Below are 17,178 nucleotides of genomic sequence, written 5' to 3' on the forward strand. Positions count from 1 at the left end.
TTAGATAGAAAGAAGTGGGTCAATTGAATTGCTAGGGAAGAAAGTAGGGGAAATGAGTTTGAAGAAAAAGTTAATCGTATTAAATACCACTATTATGCTCGGTTTAGGAAGCATTTTTGCCGCACCGATGGTCAATGCGGAATCTGTTTCAGATATTCAATCAGAACGTGCCGGAATTCAATCCGATATTTCAGATGCTGAAAAAGTCATTCAGGACTTACAGAAAGAGCAAGCGAAAATGGATTCCCGGATTAAAGAAATCGTTAATGCAATGGAAGAAAACGATAAAAAAATCAAGAAAACCAATATAGAAGTAACTGAAACGGAAAAAGATATTGATTCATTGAAAAAAGAAATAACTGCTTTAGAGGAAAGAATTGAAAAACGCGAAGAAATCCTAAAGGAGCGTGCCCTTTCTTTCCAAGAGAGCGGCGGTGACGTTAATTACCTTGAAGTAGTTTTAGGATCTACTAGTTTCCGTGATCTTGTTGACCGTGTAGGAGCAGTTGCGGCTATCGTTGAAGCAGATCAGGAGATTCTTACTCAGCAAGAAGCGGATAAAGCTGAGCTAGAAGCAAAACATGAAGAAGTAGAGAAGAAATTACAAAGCCTTAAAGAGATGCAAGTTGACCTAAAAGGTATGAAATCTCAAATTAAGGAACAAAAAGCAGCTAGTGTAAAAATGAAATCTAAACTTGAAAAGAAACAGTCTGAAACAGAAGCTCTTAAAAAGGCCCTACAAAATGAAGATGCAGATTTAGCGGGCAAATTAGCAACGATTCGTGAAAACATTAAAAAAGAAGAAGAACGTAAAGCGGCTGAAAAGGCCGAACTAAACCGTGTGGCGGAAGAAGTTCAGAAAACTTCTACTAACCATGTAGATGATCATGTAGATAGCAATGTAGCGCCTTCTACTAGTTCTTCTAAAAATGAATCTTCATCAAGTTCACCAAAAAGTTCACCAAAAAATAATGTTTCAACAACTCCAAAGAGTGAAAGCAAGGCTACAGCAGCGCCAAGCACAGCTAACGTAGGTTCTGCAATCACAGCAGGTTATAAATACATCGGTAATTCAACATATGTTTTCGGTGGCGGAAGAACGGCATCCGACATTGCTAACGGCCGATTCGATTGTTCAGCATTTGTTGCATGGGCTTACAAACAAGCGGGTGTTAATCTACCACCAAGCACTGGTGCCTTGACAGGTGCAGGAAAGCAAGTTTCAAAAAGCCAGATGCAACCGGGAGATTTAGTATTCTTCAACACGTATAAAACTGATGGACACGTTGGTATTTACGTTGGAGGAGGCAAGTTCATTGGCTCTCAAAGTTCAACAGGAGTGGCTGTTGCTAACATGAGTAGCGGATATTGGGCAAGTAAATTCAATGGCCGTGTAGTTCGGGTGAAATAATAGTGTCTTAATGGGCAGGGTGATGATCACCCTGCCCATTTTTTATAAAAAATACGGATAAAAACAAAAAAAGTGAAACTTATTTTGATTAATATCGTAAATACTATTAAGATGAAATAAGGATAGGTGATGTGGATTTAACTTGTAAACTTACTGACATTTAATGAAACAACATTCCTACTACTAAAAAATGGAGGCAAAAAACACATGATGAAAAAAATTATGGCTGCTTTACTAACTATCACATTAGCTTTCTCGCCAGTTGGTGCGTATGTATTCCAGGACCATTCACAATCCGCCGATGCAAGGGGTTATAAATCCGGGAAAAGAAGCTTCAACAATAATAACTCGAATAACAATACGAATAACAACTCGAATTTCCAAAATAAACAAACGAATAAATCCGATGCAAATACAAACAAAGCGAAAACCGATACAAAAAGCGGCAACTCATTTACTAAGGGCGGCTTAATGAAAGGAATCATGCTTGGAGGGCTTGCAGGTTTACTTTTTGGTAGCCTATTTGCCAATATGGGAGCTCTTGGTTCCATTCTTGGACTATTAGTCAACGTTATTGCGATCGTTGCCATCGTGGTCATTATCCGCAAGATTTTCGTTTACTTCCAAGATAAGAAGAAAAAAGAGGATCCAAACCCATGGAGAGGCTAAGAATTTCCGAACAAGATATCATTAATGCAGTATGTGTATACATTGCTCGTAAAAAGCAGGTCGAGCCCAATGAAGTGGAAGTTGAATTGATGTATGATGATGATTATGGCTTCTCAGCTGAAACGTTCGTTGATGGCAGGAAGCAAGTATTGATCACGATCAACTTGATCGAAGCGCTTCGATTATGGCTGGATGAATACTTAAATATCGACCCATATTCAGGCATTGAGCTTGTCTTGGATGACGAAGAAGGCATAGTCGCCTTAATAAGCGAAAGCAATAACTAAGCAAAAAAAGGATGTTCCTAGGGGAGCATCCTTTTTTTCTATTTTAGAGGCCAAGTTATATTGGAAAGAATCAGATTATGGAAAAGTGGTGAGCGTCAGTTGTCAAAAGGGTACTAGACTAGTAGGATGAGTGTAAGTATATGGAATCTAAGAGGAGGAAAGAAGATGGAATCCTATATAAAAGACCAGATGTTTTTAAATGAAGAGGCTATAATCTTTGGCAATGATATCATTGAAGCAATGATCGTTCCAGCTTTGGGAAGTAATCTACTATCGCTAAAATCCAAGAAAAAAGATGTAGATATATTGAGGACTCCAAAGTCGTTGGATGACTACAAAAAAGTGCCGATCCTATACGGCATGCCAATCCTGTTCCCGCCTAACCGCATAGAAGATGGGACCTTTACATATAAGGAAACAACCTATACATTTCCGGTAAATGAATGGGAGAAGCACAATCACATTCATGGTTTTTTGCATGATAAGCCTTGGAAGGTCCTAAAAAGAGAGGCAGGCAAGGAGGGAGTCGTAATCGTTACGGAATTTTTGAGCAGTGATTTTCCTTCCATGTATCCGCATTTTCCTCACGAGTTCAAAGTGAACATGACGTATATAGTAAAGGAAGAGAGACTGGATATCCAAATGAACATTCACAATATCGGTCGCGAGTCATTTCCGTGGGGTGCAGGGTATCATACGATCTTCAATTTTCCGTTTATATCAAGAAATGACTATTCGGATTGCGAGATTTCCTTGCCCGTAAATAAACAGTGGGAGCTGAATGGAAGGTCATTGCCGACTGGAAAATACATCACGTTGCCAAATAAGGATGAAATTCAAAGGAGGATAATAGGAGAGGGACGGGAATATGATGACATTTTTAGCTATGATGAGGAAAAAAACCGAACAAATGAAGCTGTCTTAACCGATCCGAAAGCTGGTATACAAGTGCGTTATCAAGCGGATCGCCGTTTTAAATATTGGGTAGTGTTCAATGAGGACGGGTTCTTGTGTCCCGAGCCTTACACATGGATCACGAATGCCCCCAATCTGAAATTACCAGTGGAAGTAACGGGTTTGCAGGAGTTGCAACCAGGAGAATCCATACATCTGGATACAAAAATAATTCTGGATGAAATATAGAAAACGCCCTGGCATATTAATTAATGCCAGGGCGTTTTCCTGTTAAGCTCTCTTCCGCATCCAAAGCGGGTATAGAACAAAGCCTAGAACATATAAATAGATACCTAACATGAACGTTTCCATGTCGGCTGTGCCTGTCTTGATGACCCATATGGAGTATATCAATGCCAGGAAGGTGATGATGCCGTCGCGAGTCCTGGATCCCTTCATGATATCGTACGTTTCTCCAGTCAAAACTAACTTTAATTGATACAAAGTTGATACGAGATAAGGGACCAAATAAGCAAGAGTTGCAACGATCATGGAAAATTTGTATGCGACTAAGATGGTTCCTGAAATAGTGGAAAACAAGAACAGCTGCGTCATTAAATTCGTTATCGTCATGGAGCGTACCGGCGTTCCATTTTTATTTGCCTTTGCAAAGTAAGCTGGGAATATATCCGATTTCGCTGCTTGATAAGGAACTTCCGATGCAACGACGACCCACCCTATCGTTGAACCTAATAAGCAAATGACAGCTAGTGCTCCCATAAGATATGTGCCGCTGGAACCGGTCACAGTCTGTAAAGCATCGACTAGTGGTTTCTGAGATGCCCTCAATTCCTCTTGCGATAAAGCACCCATCGTCAAGATGGTAATCCCTATATAAATGGCAACAGCGATAAGCAAGCCAATGATCGTCGCCTTTTTGACATCATTCTGTGATTTCGCACGGTTTGAAAGCATAACGGCTGCCTCGATGCCGATGAATGCCCATAAGGTAGAAATCGCTGCATTGTTAATTTGGGAACCTAAGGAAAATGATGTACCCGCTTCGTTATAAAATTTAGCGCCGTCTCCCAGGTTAGAAGAATCAAAGATGAAAATAGTAACGATGATGAAAAATAAGAAGCCAATCACTTTTGTGACTGTTGCGACAAGGTTAAGTTTACCAGCACCATTAAAACTTCTGACTAAAATGAAGTGTATGCCCCAAAGTGCCAAGCTACAAACACCAAATGTTAGTGCCTTACCAAGTTCAAGGTCAAATGATCCTGCTGTATAGAGCACTTTCGTACTGTGCATGACTGGGAAAAACGTCGATAAATAACCTGCGAATGATATGATGACGGAGGCCGTAGCCGCCCAGTTAGCCGCCCAATAACCCCAGGCCATGCTATATCCAGCAAATCTGCCTTTTACAGGTGATTTAAATAATGATTGTGCATAACTTTGTGGTCCGGCTTTCAAATCTGGTTTTCTCACAGCCAAGTTACCGAAAACGAGTGCTATTAAAAATACTCCCAAGCCCGTGACAACCCACGCCATCGTGGCTCCCAACGGACTTGATACTTGCGCCAATTGGGCAGGAAGCATGAAGATACCGCCGCCCACCATATTGCCAACTACAAATGTGGTTAGGATCAACAATCCCCATTTATTATTTTTCATATTTATAATCGAACCTTTCTATAGGACAATGATTGTAATGTTCAATGAAAAACTTATTTTAAAATAGTATATCGTAAATAGTTTAGTTTGGTAAAGTGCTAAATAGGCAGAATAAAATATACGAATTAGTCGGAATATTATAAAACGTCATTGACAAATAATGAAAGACGGATTATAGTAATAATACCAAGTTTATAGGTAAGGATAATAAAGTATAGTTTAGTGTGTATTAAGCCATCGTCTTTTCCTTAGTATGTTCGATTACCAGCCATAATGACAAGCAACTCTCATAATGCCGATTAGTCAACTAAAGGCACCTTTCCATCTAATAATAGATAAAAGGTGCCTTTATCTTTTGGAAAAGAAGAGAAGGATGGAATGATTTGACCGCTAGTATAGAAAGCGTTAGAGGTAGATCGATCGTTCCTTTATCATGGGTTTTCTTCATAAACATTATTCAAGGGGGCCACTATGGAAAAAAAAGAGGAGTTAAAAATCAAACATATCATTTCCAGTTTGGAAGAACTGCAATATGGGTCAGTTATCATAACCGTGCATGATGGGGAAATCACCCAGGTAGACACCACCGAAAAGAAGCGGTTTCCAATAGTGAAAGGAAGACCGATGAAAGCAAGATAAGATTATAATGTACCTGAAAAGGAGCTTTCTCATCGAATGCTCTTTTTTGTTTGGGAATTTTAATGCCTTTTTACGTTCTATCTTGAAAATAAATCAATAAAGCATATATAGAAGATAGTGATGCTTTTACATGGTAGAATTAGTAAGGTGTTACATAATTAATGAATCGTTAGAAGGGAAGGGTTAACCATGTCTTTACAAACCATTGAACACAAGATTTTGGATGCAGTGGGATCATTTAATGGACGCATTGCTTATAAAATTGAAAATAGTGATGGGGAATCCATCGCATATCATGAGGATGAATCTTTCCAATCAGCCAGTTTGATTAAAATTCCGATGATTATTGAAGGATATCGTCAGAGCGAAGAAAAGAAGATTTATTTGAATCAGCCGGTGACGATCCCGCCTGAAGAAGTGACGGGTGGATCAGGGGTTCTGCATGTTCTATCGAATAAAGTTTTTTTAACGGTTGAAGATCTTTTGTCATTGATGATTACAGTGTCCGATAACACGTCCACCAATATGATGATGACCTTGCTTGGCCAAGATGAAATTAATCAGTGTATAAAGGATCTTGGACTTAAACAGACTATTCTTCAACGGAAAATGCAGGATTTTAAAGCATTGAAAGAAGGCCGGGATAATACCATCTCCGCAGCGGATACCATTACCTGTCTAAAGGCGATATATACTGGAGACTTTTTAAAGAAAGAGAACCAGGAAAAAATATTGCGTATAATGGATAATCAACAGTTAAGGGATAAGCTTCCGTCACAAATGGGTAAGGGTGTGAAAGTGGCAAGTAAAACGGGGGGGATTCGTGGTGTCGCCCATGATTGTGCGATCATCCGTTCAGACAAACAAACCGTCTACGCCGCAGTCCTGACTGAGGACATGAAAACCGAGGAAGAAAGCCGTCAAGTCATTAGTCTAATAGGAAAGTGGATTTACGAAGACATGATGGGGGAAGCTTAAAACTTCTATTACACTTTTAATTTCACCTTTTTGTCAGATTAATAATTTCATTGATTGCTCCACTTTTGTAATGCAGTTTGGAACAAAAAGGGAAAATGGTAAGCGAAAAAGAAACGGAGCGGTACTATGAAAAAGGGGATAAAGCTTGGCGGTATGGGTATGGTCGTGCTGCTCGTATACTTTGGAATCTTACATATGAAGATCATGGAAAGCAGCCATCAGCCAATCCCTGAAGATGCGGGATACCTTATCGTTTTAGGAGCAAGAGTAAAAGGGAATGTTCCATCTTTATCATTACAATACCGGATTGATAGGGCAGCAGACTATTTAAAATCGAATGGAAGTACGGTGGCCATCGTCTCTGGTGGCAGAGGTCCTGGAGAAGACATTTCAGAAGCCGAGGCAATGAAACAAGGGCTTATCAACCAGGGAATTGAAGAAGGAAGAATCATCATGGAGGACGAATCTACATCAACCAGTGAAAATATTGCTTTCTCGAAAGAGTTCATTCCGGATCCTTCATCGATTGGATTGATTGTGTCGAATGATTTTCATCTTTATCGAGCCGTGAAAATGGCTGAAAGAGAAGGATTGAAAGTGACAGGGGTTCCTGCAAAGACGCCGCGAATCGCTTTAGTGAAATCATATATCCGTGAATACTTGGCCATAACAAAGTACTATTTGACCCAACTGTTTTGAGACGTTCATTCAATATTTATGAAATGCCCCCTCGTGAAAAGGTGGGCATTTCAAATTCACTCGACTTCCACTACTATATTAGGCACCTCCCAAAACTCATTCTCTTGATAGATTTGTTCAATCGTCTTATAAACAGGGTATCCAATATAGGAAACCTCAACTTTTTCTTCAGCATCGACTTCTTCTATATCTATATCATCAACAAAACCAAGTTGATCATCGATCTCCATTAAATAAAAGCCAAGCGCTTCATAATCGCTACTGGCGGCAATGACCTTACTATCGAATCCTCTATTCGAGACCTTATAATATTTCATTAATAAACCTCCTATGTTGTTTAATCTGTACGAAAGTAAAAGAACGGTTTCTTATACTCTGATATACCCCTAATTAAAAATCTAAATCATATAATTGGAAAAATTATGAAAAGCAAAAGAGCGGGCAATCTCTTCATAATTATTTGCTAGTGGCCTTTTATGAAATAACCAATTTAATTTCTCTGCAGCGTAGTTGCTATTTTTATCATTTCGTGTTATTCTAATAAAGAATTGTTTTTGGTAATGAAAAAAGGTATTAGTATCTTCTTGAAAAATCAAAAATAGTAATACAATGTGTGTTATGCACTAGGAGGCAACAAAAATGGAACAAGGTACAGTTAAATGGTTTAATGCAGAAAAAGGTTTTGGATTTATCGAACGTGAAAACGGAGACGACGTATTCGTACATTTCTCAGCTATCCAAAGCGAAGGTTTCAAATCTTTAGACGAAGGTCAAAAAGTAACTTTTGACGTTGAGCAAGGTGCTCGTGGAGCTCAAGCAGCTAACGTTCAAAAAGCTTAATTTTAAAACTAAATCGTAACCTATATGAACAGACTCCCCTAGGGGAGTCTGTTCTTTGTCGTCGCCGTTTATACATAAAAAAAACCTTACTCCATTGAAGAGTAAGGAAATCATTGCATACAAAAAAAGTGAAAGCTTATGCTTTCTCCAGTTCTTCTTCAAAGAAGAATGTTGTTGGATGTTCTTTGACTGTATAAGAATATCTTTTCATGTTTTTCACATATGCCCATTTACTAATTGTAACTAATTCATCAGTTTCAAGGATCGTTACGGTTTCGCCACTATTGTATTTATTACTTTTCAATTTATGCACCCTCTTTACTAATAGTATAACATATTTCACGATAAAAAATGTGTCCAAGATATTCCAAAGGGGCCATTAATGGAAAGAATCCTTATATTCATGTAGATTATGAAGAACTTTACTATTTTATTCGAAGTAATTCATTCATCCAAAAGTCATATAATTATGCTGTAATAATAGATCTTCGCCGCGATGATGAAGGAAATGAGATGTGAGAAGAATCCCTCTTGTATAGTCTAAATATTTAAATAATGATTGACCTATAAGAATTATCGTACTATAATCTTGTTAATTAACATATCGAGCGAGCGACGAAAAGAAACCCATTAAGCCGGTCTCCCTGTTATATAGAGAATCAGTGGTTGGTGAAAACTGATACAAAGACTAGGTGAATTTCATTCTTGGAGCTTTTTTATACTGCAAAAGAGAAAGTGGTATAAAACGGGTTAAACCGTTATTTTAACAAGTGGGAAACAAGTGTTGTTTCCAATTAGGGTGGTACCGCGTGAAGCCACGTCCCTATCGTTACAGATAGAGACGTGGCTTTTTTTGTCTTTGAATTGTTGATTAGGGAACCATAATAAAAAGGGATAGGTAGGGTTAGCATGCAAACAACAGAGCAATGGTCATCGAAGATTGGTTTTATTTTATCCGCAGCTGGATCAGCGATAGGGGTAGGTGCCATATGGAAGCTCCCATATGTTACTGGGATGAGCGGAGGAGGGGCATTCTTTCTTCTTTTTATTCTCTTTTCATTGTTTATGGGTTTTCCCTTATTATTGGCTGAATTTATTATAGGCAGGAGTACACAAAAGGAAGCCATCAGTGCGTATCGTAGTTTAGCTCCTCATAGCAACTGGCATTGGATTGGAAGATTAGGGGTATTCACCTGTTTTCTTCTCTTGTCTTTCTATAGCGTAATTGGTGGATGGATTGTCATCTATTTCGTCAAAGGTCTGTTCGGTGGAATAATTAGTGAGGGTGCAGATTATGGTTCTGTATTTAACGGGACAATCGGCAATCCGTTGTTGGTCCTTGTAGCTCAGTTTGTCTTCCTAGCCATTACCGTATTGGTTGTAGCGAAAGGGATTCAAAATGGAATCGAAAAAGTGAGTAAAATATTGATGCCTGCTTTATTTTTGCTTTTTATTGTTCTGATCATTCGTTCGCTTACATTAGATAACGCTCTAGAAGGCGTCAAATTCTTTCTAGCACCTGATTTTTCTAGCATGACTTCTCAAAGTGTGCTATTTGCGATGGGGCAGGCTTTCTTCTCCTTAAGTGTAGGAGTGTCGGTGATGGTTACTTATAGTTCCTACCTTTCAAAAAAGGAAAGCTTAATCCAACCGGCCATATCCATCGTCGCGATGAATCTATTGATTGCCTTATTAGCAGGATTGGCCATTTTCCCAGCTGTTTTTTCATTAGGGTTAGAGCCAGCTGAAGGTCCGGGTTTGCTGTTCGTTGTATTGCCGGCGGTGTTTGACCAAATCGTGTTTGGAGAAGTTTTCTTATTAGGGTTTTTAGCCTTATTCCTATTTGCCACATTAACGTCGGCCTTCTCCATGTTGGAAATCATCGTGGCAGCCATCGTTAAAGGAAAAGAGGAGAAGAGAACCAAATATGCCTATATCATCGGAATCTTAATCTTTGCAGTAGGCATTCCCTCTGCATTATCCTATAGTACTTTTTCTGATCTCTTAATCTTCTCGAAGAACTTGTTTGATTCAGCGGATTATTTAGTCAGCAACATATTAATGCCGCTCGGAGTGCTTTTAATCTCGATCTTCGTTTCATATAAGATCAAGAAAAGCTCCTTGAGAGAGGAACTATTACAGCATTCTCGCCTTGGTGCCCAAGCATTCAATATATGGTTCTTTATCATGAGGTTCATCATTCCTCTGGTTATTATCATCGTGTTCCTTGATGTGACTGGGATACTTGATAGGGTAGTGGGGCTCTTCTAATGGGATTGAGGTTATAGAAAGCCACCTATTGGACAGTAAATGGATTTGCGTAAATGATTAAGGTAGTATTTTACGTATAAAATAATAGCCACGTGCATCTTAGCACGTGGCTATTAAGCTTGATGTTTAAAATTTATAGGCAATAAATTTTTGTTATTATAGCTAAACGCAAAATAAAAGTACTATTAAGCCGATTAGATAGCCGATTAGACTTTTAAAACTCTAAAAATTATCCTTGCCTTTCTAGCGATTAAATTACATGCTCTAGGTACTTATGTTGTATATCCAAAATTCTTAATACAAGATTCTATTCAAATTTAACATATAGTCACTTTTTCTAAGATGAGAGATACATATATTTTTTTACAGATTAGTATAATATTGTTTTATATAAGCATATTATATTAAAAATGCGGGTACGAATATAGAAACCTTTTATAAATGGGGGGTAGGAATATGGAAACCTTTATACAACAAATTAAAGCGCTATCAACTAGGATAGAACGAATAAAGGATAACATTCAAACTGAGGAAGCAACTAAAACCTCGTTAATTATGCCGTTAATACAAGCATTAGGATATGATATTTTTAACCCCGAGGAATTAGTACCAGAATTCATAGCTGATGTTGGAATAAAAAAAGGTGAAAAAATTGATTATGCCATAATGGAAAACGGACACCCTGTTATTTTAATTGAAGCAAAATGTGTGCATGAAAAACTACATAAACATGATTCGCAATTATTTAGGTATTTTGGAACTACCAAAGCTAAGTTTGCAATCTTGACCAATGGTATTGAATATAAGTTCTTCACCGATTTAGAAGAACCTAATAAAATGGATGACAAACCATTCTTTATATTTAATTTACATGAAATAAGAGAAAATCACCTTCTGGAGTTAGCCAAATTTAGAAAAAACTTTTTCAATGTAGAAAATGTATTAACTACTGCCTCCGAATTAAAATATACAAATGAAATTAAGAATTTTTTAACTCAACAATGGGAGGAACCAAATGAAGAGTTTATCAAATTCGTATTAAATGATGTTTATCAAGGTGTAAAGACAAAAAAAGTAATCGATAATTTTCGGGAAATAGTAAAAAAATCCCTTAATCAATTCGTCAATGATAAAGTAAATGATAAGCTTCAAAAAGCTTTAAGTTCAACTGATGGAAATGAGTTGAATACGACGGAAAAAATAAATGACGATATAGCACCAACAAACGAAGAAGAGCTAATTGATGAACTGGAAAAAGTAGTAGATGGACCTGTGATTGTGACAACCGAAGAAGAAATAGAGGGATATGTTTTAATAAAACTTATGCTTAAGGAAAACCTAGATGCAAATAGAGTTTACTATAGAGATAATAAAAGTTATTTTAATGTTTTACTGGATGATAATATCCGTAAATGGATTTGTAGATTAGGTTTTAATACTAGTAATAAGTATATCCAATTAAATGATGAATTAAAAACTACACATAAATTAGATAGTGTAAACGACATTTTATTATACAAAGATGAAATATTAAGGGTTACCGAACAATTCAACTAAAAATAGTTGATGATTGGACACCTTATAATTAGACAAATATAGCCACGTGACTATAAACACGTGGCTAATGAATGTTCTAAAAACATGTGAAATCCAAAGTTATAAACCTTCAAAACCCACTATATCAATACTCCAATTAAAACGCCCAATCCCCATTACGGAAGACAGCTTCTGAAGTGCCGTCAGGAAGGATGCCGTCGATGTTCATTTTATCCGAACCAATCATGAAATCAACATGGGTTAGACTTTCGTTCAGACCATGTTCCGCCAGTTCTTCGGGGCTCATGTTTTTTCCACCTTCAAGACAGAATGCATAAGAGCTTCCGATTGCTAAGTGGTTGGATGCATTTTCATCGAATAATGTATTGAAGAATAATACGTTTGATTGGGAAATGGGCGAATTGAATGGGACTAGTGCCACTTCTCCTAGATAGTGTGATCCTTCATCCGTATCGACCAATTGTTTCAAGATTTCTTCGCCTTTTTCAGCCTTCACTTCTGTGATCCGGCCTTCCTTGAATGTCACGGAGAAATTATCGATAATATTGCCGCCGTAACTAAGTGGCTTTGTGCTTGAAACCGTTCCATTGACACCATTTTTCAGTGGAACCGTGAACACTTCTTCCGTTGGCATGTTAGCCATGAATTCATGTCCTTGCTCATTGATGCTGCCAGCTCCGCACCAAAGATGTTTCTCAGGCAATTCGATGGTTAAATCCGTACCTGGTGCCGTGTAGTGCAATTTCTGGTAGTGCTTTTCATTTAAATAATCGACTTTTTCATGAAGTGTGTCGTCGTGTTTCTTCCAGGCCTCGACAGGTTCTTTTACATCAACCCGGACTGCTTTAAAGATCGCTTCCCAAAGTGCATCGATGCGTTTCTCTTCAGCTACTTCAGGGAAGACTTTATCAGCCCATGCTTGTGAAGGGACTGCGACAATGGACCAACTCACTTTATCGGACTGCATATATTGACGCCATTTTTTCAGTGCGGTACCCGATGCCTTTTGGAAGTTGGCGATCCGTTCAGGTTGAACATTTTTCAAAAGGTCAGGACTTGAGGAGATGACCGATAGAAAAGCTGCGCCATTTTCAGCAAGCTCGATCGTTTCTTTTGCCCGCCACTCTGGATACTCGTTAAATACTTCAGCGGGTGCCATTTCATATTTTGTACGCCCGACAATATCGTCATTCCAGTTAACGATGACATTACGTGCGCCGTTTTCATAAGCCTTTTTAACGATGAGGCGAACAAGTTCAGCGCCTTCTAAGGTTGTGTTTACAACGAGGTTTTGTCCCTTCTGGATATTGACCCCGACTTTAACGGCCAGTTCTGCGTATTTTTCTAAATTGGTTTGAAATTCATTCATCTTTTAAAACTTCCTTTCTCTTATCTCCAGTTTAATTGTATCGATAGTTTCTGAAAAAAGAAACTTTTTACACATATGTATCATAAAACGTGGGGGTTCAAATAAATCCGATAAAAAAATAGAGGAGGATGGAAAAGCTGAGTGCAGGGACTCAGCTTCTGTGAACACTCTCATTATTTTTTCAGTACATCATGGTCTACATAACGTTCCCCGTTGATTTCACTTAGCAGATTAATGGCCACTCTGGCTCCGTCACCGGCCGTAACGATGGTATGTACGCTCACGCCTGCACCAGCGCCAGCAGCCCAAATTCCCTCTACGGATGTTTTCCCTAGTGAATCCACGTCATACACTTTTTTAGTGCGCGGCTCTATGCCGTCTTTTGTCGCGACTCCCGCTTCTTCGGCTAGATTAGTGATCATTCCCGTCGCGAGGATGATGTAAGTAGCTTCAATAAGGCCGTTTTCCGTTTCGATTGTAAATCCTTGTTCCGTTTTTTCGATGCCTGTAACTTTTGTTTCGATATGTTCAGCACCGAATTTCTTTGCCTGTTGAATTCCGATATGGACTAAGTCAGGTCCAGAGATTTCATCCACACCATAATGGTTTTCCATCCAGGCTCTTTTTGTGATACTTGCATTGCTATCGAGAAGGACTGTCTTTTTTCCTGCCTTGGCCGTGAAGATGGCGGCACTTCCGCCAGCGGGTCCGGCACCGATAATGGCAATTTCATACATAGGAATATTCCTCCTTTTTCTCTACCTTGATTCTATCAAACGTACATAGGAAAAGGCTATTGAAATGATTTAAGAATAATCGCAATAATAAAATATATTAAAAGGATGCAAAAAGCATGGAAAAGAGGGTCCCGGAAGACCCTCTCTTTAAAAAGAATTATTTGTCTAGGTTAATCCAGACGCTTTTAACTTCAGTATAATTTTCAAGGGCATAGGAACCCATTTCCCGTCCGATTCCGGATTGCTTATAACCACCGAATGGGGAGGCGGCATCAAATGCATTATAGCAGTTTACCCAAACAGTACCGGCACGTAACTTTCCTGCTACATAATGGGCGTTAGCTAGATCGCTTGTCCATAAACCGGCAGCCAACCCATATTCACTTGCATTTGCCCGGTTGATTACATCGTCTATATTCTCATACGGCATGGCAGCAATGACTGGACCAAATATTTCTTCTTTGGCAATGGTCATTTCCTCTTCTACACCGGCAAAGATCGTTGGTGAAACAAAGTAGCCTTCATCGCTAGGATTGTTTCCTCCTACCAATATTTCTGCACCCTCTTTTTTTCCTTTTTCAATGTAACCAAGAACTCGATTCTGCTGTTCTTGGGAAACGAGTGGCCCAATTTGTGTATTAGGATCCAATCCGGCTCCTTGTTTGATCTTTTTAGCGTGACTAGTCATATCAGCCACGACATTATCATAGTGTTTCTTTTGTATATAAACCCGGGAGCCGGCACAGCATACCTGACCCTGATTAAACATGACGCCATTTAAAGCTCCAGGAATGGCTTTGGAGAAGTCGGCATCTGGAAGGATGATGTTAGGTGATTTTCCTCCGAGTTCCAGTGTCACGCGCTTCAATGAATAGGAAGCAGAACGCATGATCATTTTCCCTACTTCAGTAGAACCGGTGAAGGCAATCTTATCAACTTCAGGATGATCGACAAGGGCTTGACCAGCAGTTTCACCGAATCCAGGGACGATATTGACGACACCGTCAGGGAAGCCGGCTTCCGCGATTAGCTCTGCTAAATAAAGGGCAGATAATGGTGTTTGCTCGGCAGGTTTCAAAATGACCGTGCAGCCAGTCGCAAGAGCGGCTCCCAGTTTCCACATCGCCATAAGAAGCGGGAAGTTCCAAGGGATGATTTGACCGACGACGCCTACAGCCTCATGTTTTGTATAGTTGAAGTAATTTCCATTTACCGGAATGGTCTGTCCGACGATTTTAGTCGACCAGCCAGCAAAATATCTCATATGCTCAATGGCTAGAGGGATATCCGCATTTGTAGTTTCACTGATGGGCTTTCCATTGTCCAGTGTTTCTAATTGCGCTAATTCTGTTTTATTTTCTTCCATTAAATCTGCTAGTTTATACATCAACCTGCTACGGTTAGCGGCGCTCATCTTGGACCATGGGCCTTCATCGAATGCTTTTCTTGCGGCTTTAACGGCTAAATTGATATCTTCTTTATCCGCTTCATATACATCTGCGAGTTTCTTGCCTGTTGCGGGGTTGGGAGTGGTAAAGGTCTTCTTCGAGGCACTTTCTACGAATTTTCCATTGATATAGAGCTTTTTAGGACCTTTTAAAAACTTGTCCAGCTTTCCACTTACTTCTAACGTTAGATTGGTCATTGTTTCCCTCCTGAATATAATGATTATATTGGGCAAAACATGATGACTTAATTGATAACGCTTTCATATGCCAATATTTATCATAAAATAAATAGGTGAAATATTCAATCATTACTATTCGACATTTTATTCTTAAATGGAAAAAGGCTTGAAATCAACGTTTTTTCTATTTGAGTAAAGAAAAGTGTCAAGACAGTTGTAAATACTATAGCGAAAAGGAAAATTAATAGGTAATATTAAATAGGAGAATATATTGGTAAGCGATCAGATTTTAGGAGGTTTATATGGAAAACAATGCGAAAGTGATATCGCAGCGTAAACTGCTGGGTGTCGCTGGTTTTGGATGGATGTTTGATGCACTGGATGTCGGGATGCTTTCTTTTATCATCGTTGCATTGAAACAGGATTGGAATTTAACGAGCCAACAGGTCGGTTGGATCGGAAGTATCAATTCTATCGGGATGGCAGTAGGGGCGATTCTCTTTGGAGCGATGGCAGACCGGGTTGGCAGAAAGAATGTCTTTATCATAACCTTATTATTATTTTCGATTGCGAGCGGTCTGTCTGCAGCCGTCAGTACGCTTAGTTTATTCCTGATTTTGCGTTTCTTGATAGGGATGGGGCTCGGGGGAGAGCTACCCGTTGCTTCAACACTCGTTTCTGAAAGCGTCGAGGCAAGTAAAAGGGGACGTGTTGTGGTACTCCTTGAAAGTTTCTGGGCGGTCGGCTGGTTGTTGGCGGCGCTCATCTCTTATTTCATCATTCCTGTATACGGATGGCGTGTGGCTTTGTTATTAAGTGCGGTTCCGGCATTATATGCTCTATATCTACGTTTGAAATTACCCGATTCTCCTAAATATACGGAGCTTGAAAAGAAACAGAGACCGTCTGTGCTGAACAACATGAAAATGGTCTGGCAAAAAGGGCACGCACGTCAGACACTTGTTTTATGGATTCTTTGGTTTTGTGTGGTCTTTTCCTATTACGGCATGTTTTTATGGTTACCAAGTGTCATGGTCATGAAGGGCTTCAGCATGATTCAGAGTTTTGAATATGTATTGATCATGACGTTAGCCCAATTGCCTGGTTATTTCTCTGCTGCGTGGTTGATAGAGAAGATGGGGCGTAAGTTCGTATTGATTACATATTTAATAGGAACGGCAGGTAGTGCATTTTTCTTTGGCTCCGCTGAAGGCTTATCACTCTTGATCGTATCCGGCATGTTCCTATCGTTTTTCAACTTAGGTGCATGGGGGGCGCTTTATGCGTATACACCTGAACAGTATCCAACCGTCATTCGTGGAACCGGGACGGGGTTAGCAGCTGGAGTCGGACGCGTCGGGGGCATTTTGGGGCCGTTGCTTGTCGGGTATCTAGTTGCTGGAGATACAGCGATATCGACCATCTTCACGATTTTTACAATCGCAATTTTAATTGGTGCTGTTGCTGTGGCATTTGGAAAAGAAACGAAGAATACCATTCTTTCATAAAGGAAGGAGGAT

17 protein-coding genes and 1 other annotated feature are annotated in these 17,178 nt (G+C 39.3%); of the genes, 11 read left to right on the forward strand and 6 right to left on the reverse strand.

The window, feature by feature from the left end; translation table 11 throughout:
• Nucleotides 1-28: 28 nt before the first annotated feature.
• From ACQKIC_RS08520 to ACQKIC_RS08535, 4 genes are all read left to right on the forward strand, one after another.
• Nucleotides 29-1,411 (forward strand): PcsB-like coiled-coil domain-containing protein, encoded by a 1,383-nt coding sequence (locus ACQKIC_RS08520; RefSeq protein ID WP_427668601.1) that lies wholly within the window; start codon nt 29-31, stop codon nt 1,409-1,411.
• A gap of 210 nt (nt 1,412-1,621) precedes the next feature.
• Nucleotides 1,622-2,080 (forward strand): hypothetical protein, encoded by a 459-nt coding sequence (locus tag ACQKIC_RS08525; protein WP_402956042.1) that lies wholly within the window; start codon nt 1,622-1,624, stop codon nt 2,078-2,080.
• Entirely contained in the window at nt 2,068-2,367 is a 300-nt protein-coding gene (locus ACQKIC_RS08530; protein WP_402867878.1) for a YxcD family protein, read from the forward strand. The genes ACQKIC_RS08525 and ACQKIC_RS08530 overlap by 13 nt, the downstream gene beginning before the upstream one ends.
• 165 nt (nt 2,368-2,532) lie before the next feature.
• The gene (locus tag ACQKIC_RS08535) at nt 2,533-3,510 is read left to right on the forward strand and encodes an aldose 1-epimerase (RefSeq protein WP_427591014.1); all 978 of its coding nucleotides are present in this window, start codon (nt 2,533-2,535) and stop codon (nt 3,508-3,510) included.
• A gap of 42 nt (nt 3,511-3,552) precedes the next feature.
• Here the strand turns inward: ACQKIC_RS08535 and ACQKIC_RS08540 are convergent, their stop codons facing one another.
• Nucleotides 3,553-4,941: an amino acid permease gene (locus ACQKIC_RS08540; protein WP_427591015.1), complete on the reverse strand. Its 1,389-nt coding sequence runs from the start codon at nt 4,939-4,941 to the stop codon at nt 3,553-3,555.
• A gap of 471 nt (nt 4,942-5,412) precedes the next feature.
• Here ACQKIC_RS08540 and ACQKIC_RS08545 point away from each other — a divergent pair, with 471 nt between their 5' ends.
• The 3 genes from ACQKIC_RS08545 to ACQKIC_RS08555 all read left to right on the forward strand — a co-directional run bounded on the left by ACQKIC_RS08545 (nt 5,413) and on the right by ACQKIC_RS08555 (nt 7,257).
• Entirely contained in the window at nt 5,413-5,580 is a 168-nt protein-coding gene (locus ACQKIC_RS08545; RefSeq protein ID WP_402867881.1) for a DUF2292 domain-containing protein, read from the forward strand.
• Nucleotides 5,581-5,769: 189 nt separating this feature from the next.
• The gene (locus ACQKIC_RS08550; RefSeq protein WP_427591016.1) at nt 5,770-6,558 is read left to right on the forward strand and encodes a serine hydrolase; all 789 of its coding nucleotides are present in this window, start codon (nt 5,770-5,772) and stop codon (nt 6,556-6,558) included.
• A 126-nt stretch (nt 6,559-6,684) separates the two neighbouring features.
• Entirely contained in the window at nt 6,685-7,257 is a 573-nt protein-coding gene (locus tag ACQKIC_RS08555; RefSeq protein WP_427591017.1) for a YdcF family protein, read from the forward strand.
• A 56-nt stretch (nt 7,258-7,313) separates the two neighbouring features.
• Here ACQKIC_RS08555 and ACQKIC_RS08560 read toward each other — a convergent pair whose 3' ends face one another.
• Nucleotides 7,314-7,574 (reverse strand): hypothetical protein, encoded by a 261-nt coding sequence (locus ACQKIC_RS08560; protein ID WP_402867884.1) that lies wholly within the window; start codon nt 7,572-7,574, stop codon nt 7,314-7,316.
• 322 nt (nt 7,575-7,896) lie between these two features.
• Here ACQKIC_RS08560 and cspC point away from each other — a divergent pair, with 322 nt between their 5' ends.
• Entirely contained in the window at nt 7,897-8,097 is a 201-nt protein-coding gene (gene cspC, locus ACQKIC_RS08565; RefSeq protein ID WP_010331195.1) for a cold shock protein CspC, read from the forward strand.
• Between the two features lie 136 nt (nt 8,098-8,233).
• Here the strand turns inward: cspC and ACQKIC_RS08570 are convergent, their stop codons facing one another.
• Nucleotides 8,234-8,401, reverse strand: a complete 168-nt coding sequence (locus ACQKIC_RS08570) for a hypothetical protein (protein ID WP_402955962.1) — start codon at nt 8,399-8,401, stop codon at nt 8,234-8,236.
• 302 nt (nt 8,402-8,703) lie between these two features.
• Nucleotides 8,704-8,925 (forward strand) — a binding site (T-box leader).
• A gap of 81 nt (nt 8,926-9,006) precedes the next feature.
• Here ACQKIC_RS08570 and ACQKIC_RS08575 point away from each other — a divergent pair.
• Together ACQKIC_RS08575 and ACQKIC_RS08580 are read left to right on the forward strand one after the other, a co-directional pair.
• Nucleotides 9,007-10,368 (forward strand): sodium-dependent transporter, encoded by a 1,362-nt coding sequence (locus ACQKIC_RS08575; RefSeq protein WP_427591018.1) that lies wholly within the window; start codon nt 9,007-9,009, stop codon nt 10,366-10,368.
• Nucleotides 10,369-10,824: 456 nt separating this feature from the next.
• A complete protein-coding gene (locus tag ACQKIC_RS08580) occupies nt 10,825-11,925 on the forward strand; it encodes a type I restriction endonuclease (RefSeq protein WP_427591019.1) in 1,101 nt (366 codons plus the stop codon).
• A 136-nt stretch (nt 11,926-12,061) separates the two neighbouring features.
• On the opposite strand, the gene ACQKIC_RS08585 is transcribed toward ACQKIC_RS08580, so the two are convergent.
• The 3 genes from ACQKIC_RS08585 to ACQKIC_RS08595 form a co-directional block, all read right to left on the reverse strand.
• A complete protein-coding gene (locus tag ACQKIC_RS08585) occupies nt 12,062-13,294 on the reverse strand; it encodes an aminopeptidase (protein ID WP_427591020.1) in 1,233 nt (410 codons plus the stop codon).
• Nucleotides 13,295-13,467: 173 nt separating this feature from the next.
• A complete protein-coding gene (locus ACQKIC_RS08590; RefSeq protein WP_427591021.1) occupies nt 13,468-14,031 on the reverse strand; it encodes an FAD-dependent oxidoreductase in 564 nt (187 codons plus the stop codon).
• 157 nt (nt 14,032-14,188) lie between these two features.
• Nucleotides 14,189-15,676 carry an aldehyde dehydrogenase family protein gene (locus ACQKIC_RS08595; protein ID WP_407406317.1) on the reverse strand — a complete coding sequence of 496 codons (1,488 nt, stop codon included), beginning with the start codon at nt 15,674-15,676 and terminating at the stop codon, nt 14,189-14,191.
• 284 nt (nt 15,677-15,960) lie between these two features.
• On the opposite strand from ACQKIC_RS08595, the gene ACQKIC_RS08600 reads away from it, so the two are divergent.
• A complete protein-coding gene (locus ACQKIC_RS08600) occupies nt 15,961-17,166 on the forward strand; it encodes an MFS transporter (RefSeq protein ID WP_427591022.1) in 1,206 nt (401 codons plus the stop codon).
• The last annotated feature ends 12 nt before the right edge of the window (nt 17,167-17,178 follow it).

The organism is Peribacillus sp. NPDC046944, assembly GCF_050272735.1.
GTDB lineage: Bacteria > Bacillota > Bacilli > Bacillales > DSM-1321 > Peribacillus.

Coding starts and splice junctions, on each gene's coding strand:
- ACQKIC_RS08600 (WP_427591022.1), top strand. CDS start 15,961: ATGGAAAACAATGCGAAAGTGATATCGCAGCGTAAACTGCTGGGTGTC.
- ACQKIC_RS08545 (WP_402867881.1), top strand. CDS start 5,413: ATGGAAAAAAAAGAGGAGTTAAAAATCAAACATATCATTTCCAGTTTG.
- ACQKIC_RS08525 (WP_402956042.1), top strand. CDS start 1,622: ATGAAAAAAATTATGGCTGCTTTACTAACTATCACATTAGCTTTCTCG.
- ACQKIC_RS08540 (WP_427591015.1), bottom strand. CDS start 4,941: ATGAAAAATAATAAATGGGGATTGTTGATCCTAACCACATTTGTAGTT.
- ACQKIC_RS08550 (WP_427591016.1), top strand. CDS start 5,770: ATGTCTTTACAAACCATTGAACACAAGATTTTGGATGCAGTGGGATCA.
- ACQKIC_RS08585 (WP_427591020.1), bottom strand. CDS start 13,294: ATGAATGAATTTCAAACCAATTTAGAAAAATACGCAGAACTGGCCGTT.
- ACQKIC_RS08535 (WP_427591014.1), top strand. CDS start 2,533: ATGGAATCCTATATAAAAGACCAGATGTTTTTAAATGAAGAGGCTATA.
- ACQKIC_RS08590 (WP_427591021.1), bottom strand. CDS start 14,031: ATGTATGAAATTGCCATTATCGGTGCCGGACCCGCTGGCGGAAGTGCC.
- ACQKIC_RS08530 (WP_402867878.1), top strand. CDS start 2,068: ATGGAGAGGCTAAGAATTTCCGAACAAGATATCATTAATGCAGTATGT.
- ACQKIC_RS08580 (WP_427591019.1), top strand. CDS start 10,825: ATGGAAACCTTTATACAACAAATTAAAGCGCTATCAACTAGGATAGAA.
- ACQKIC_RS08560 (WP_402867884.1), bottom strand. CDS start 7,574: ATGAAATATTATAAGGTCTCGAATAGAGGATTCGATAGTAAGGTCATT.
- ACQKIC_RS08595 (WP_407406317.1), bottom strand. CDS start 15,676: ATGACCAATCTAACGTTAGAAGTAAGTGGAAAGCTGGACAAGTTTTTA.
- ACQKIC_RS08575 (WP_427591018.1), top strand. CDS start 9,007: ATGCAAACAACAGAGCAATGGTCATCGAAGATTGGTTTTATTTTATCC.
- cspC (WP_010331195.1), top strand. CDS start 7,897: ATGGAACAAGGTACAGTTAAATGGTTTAATGCAGAAAAAGGTTTTGGA.
- ACQKIC_RS08555 (WP_427591017.1), top strand. CDS start 6,685: ATGAAAAAGGGGATAAAGCTTGGCGGTATGGGTATGGTCGTGCTGCTC.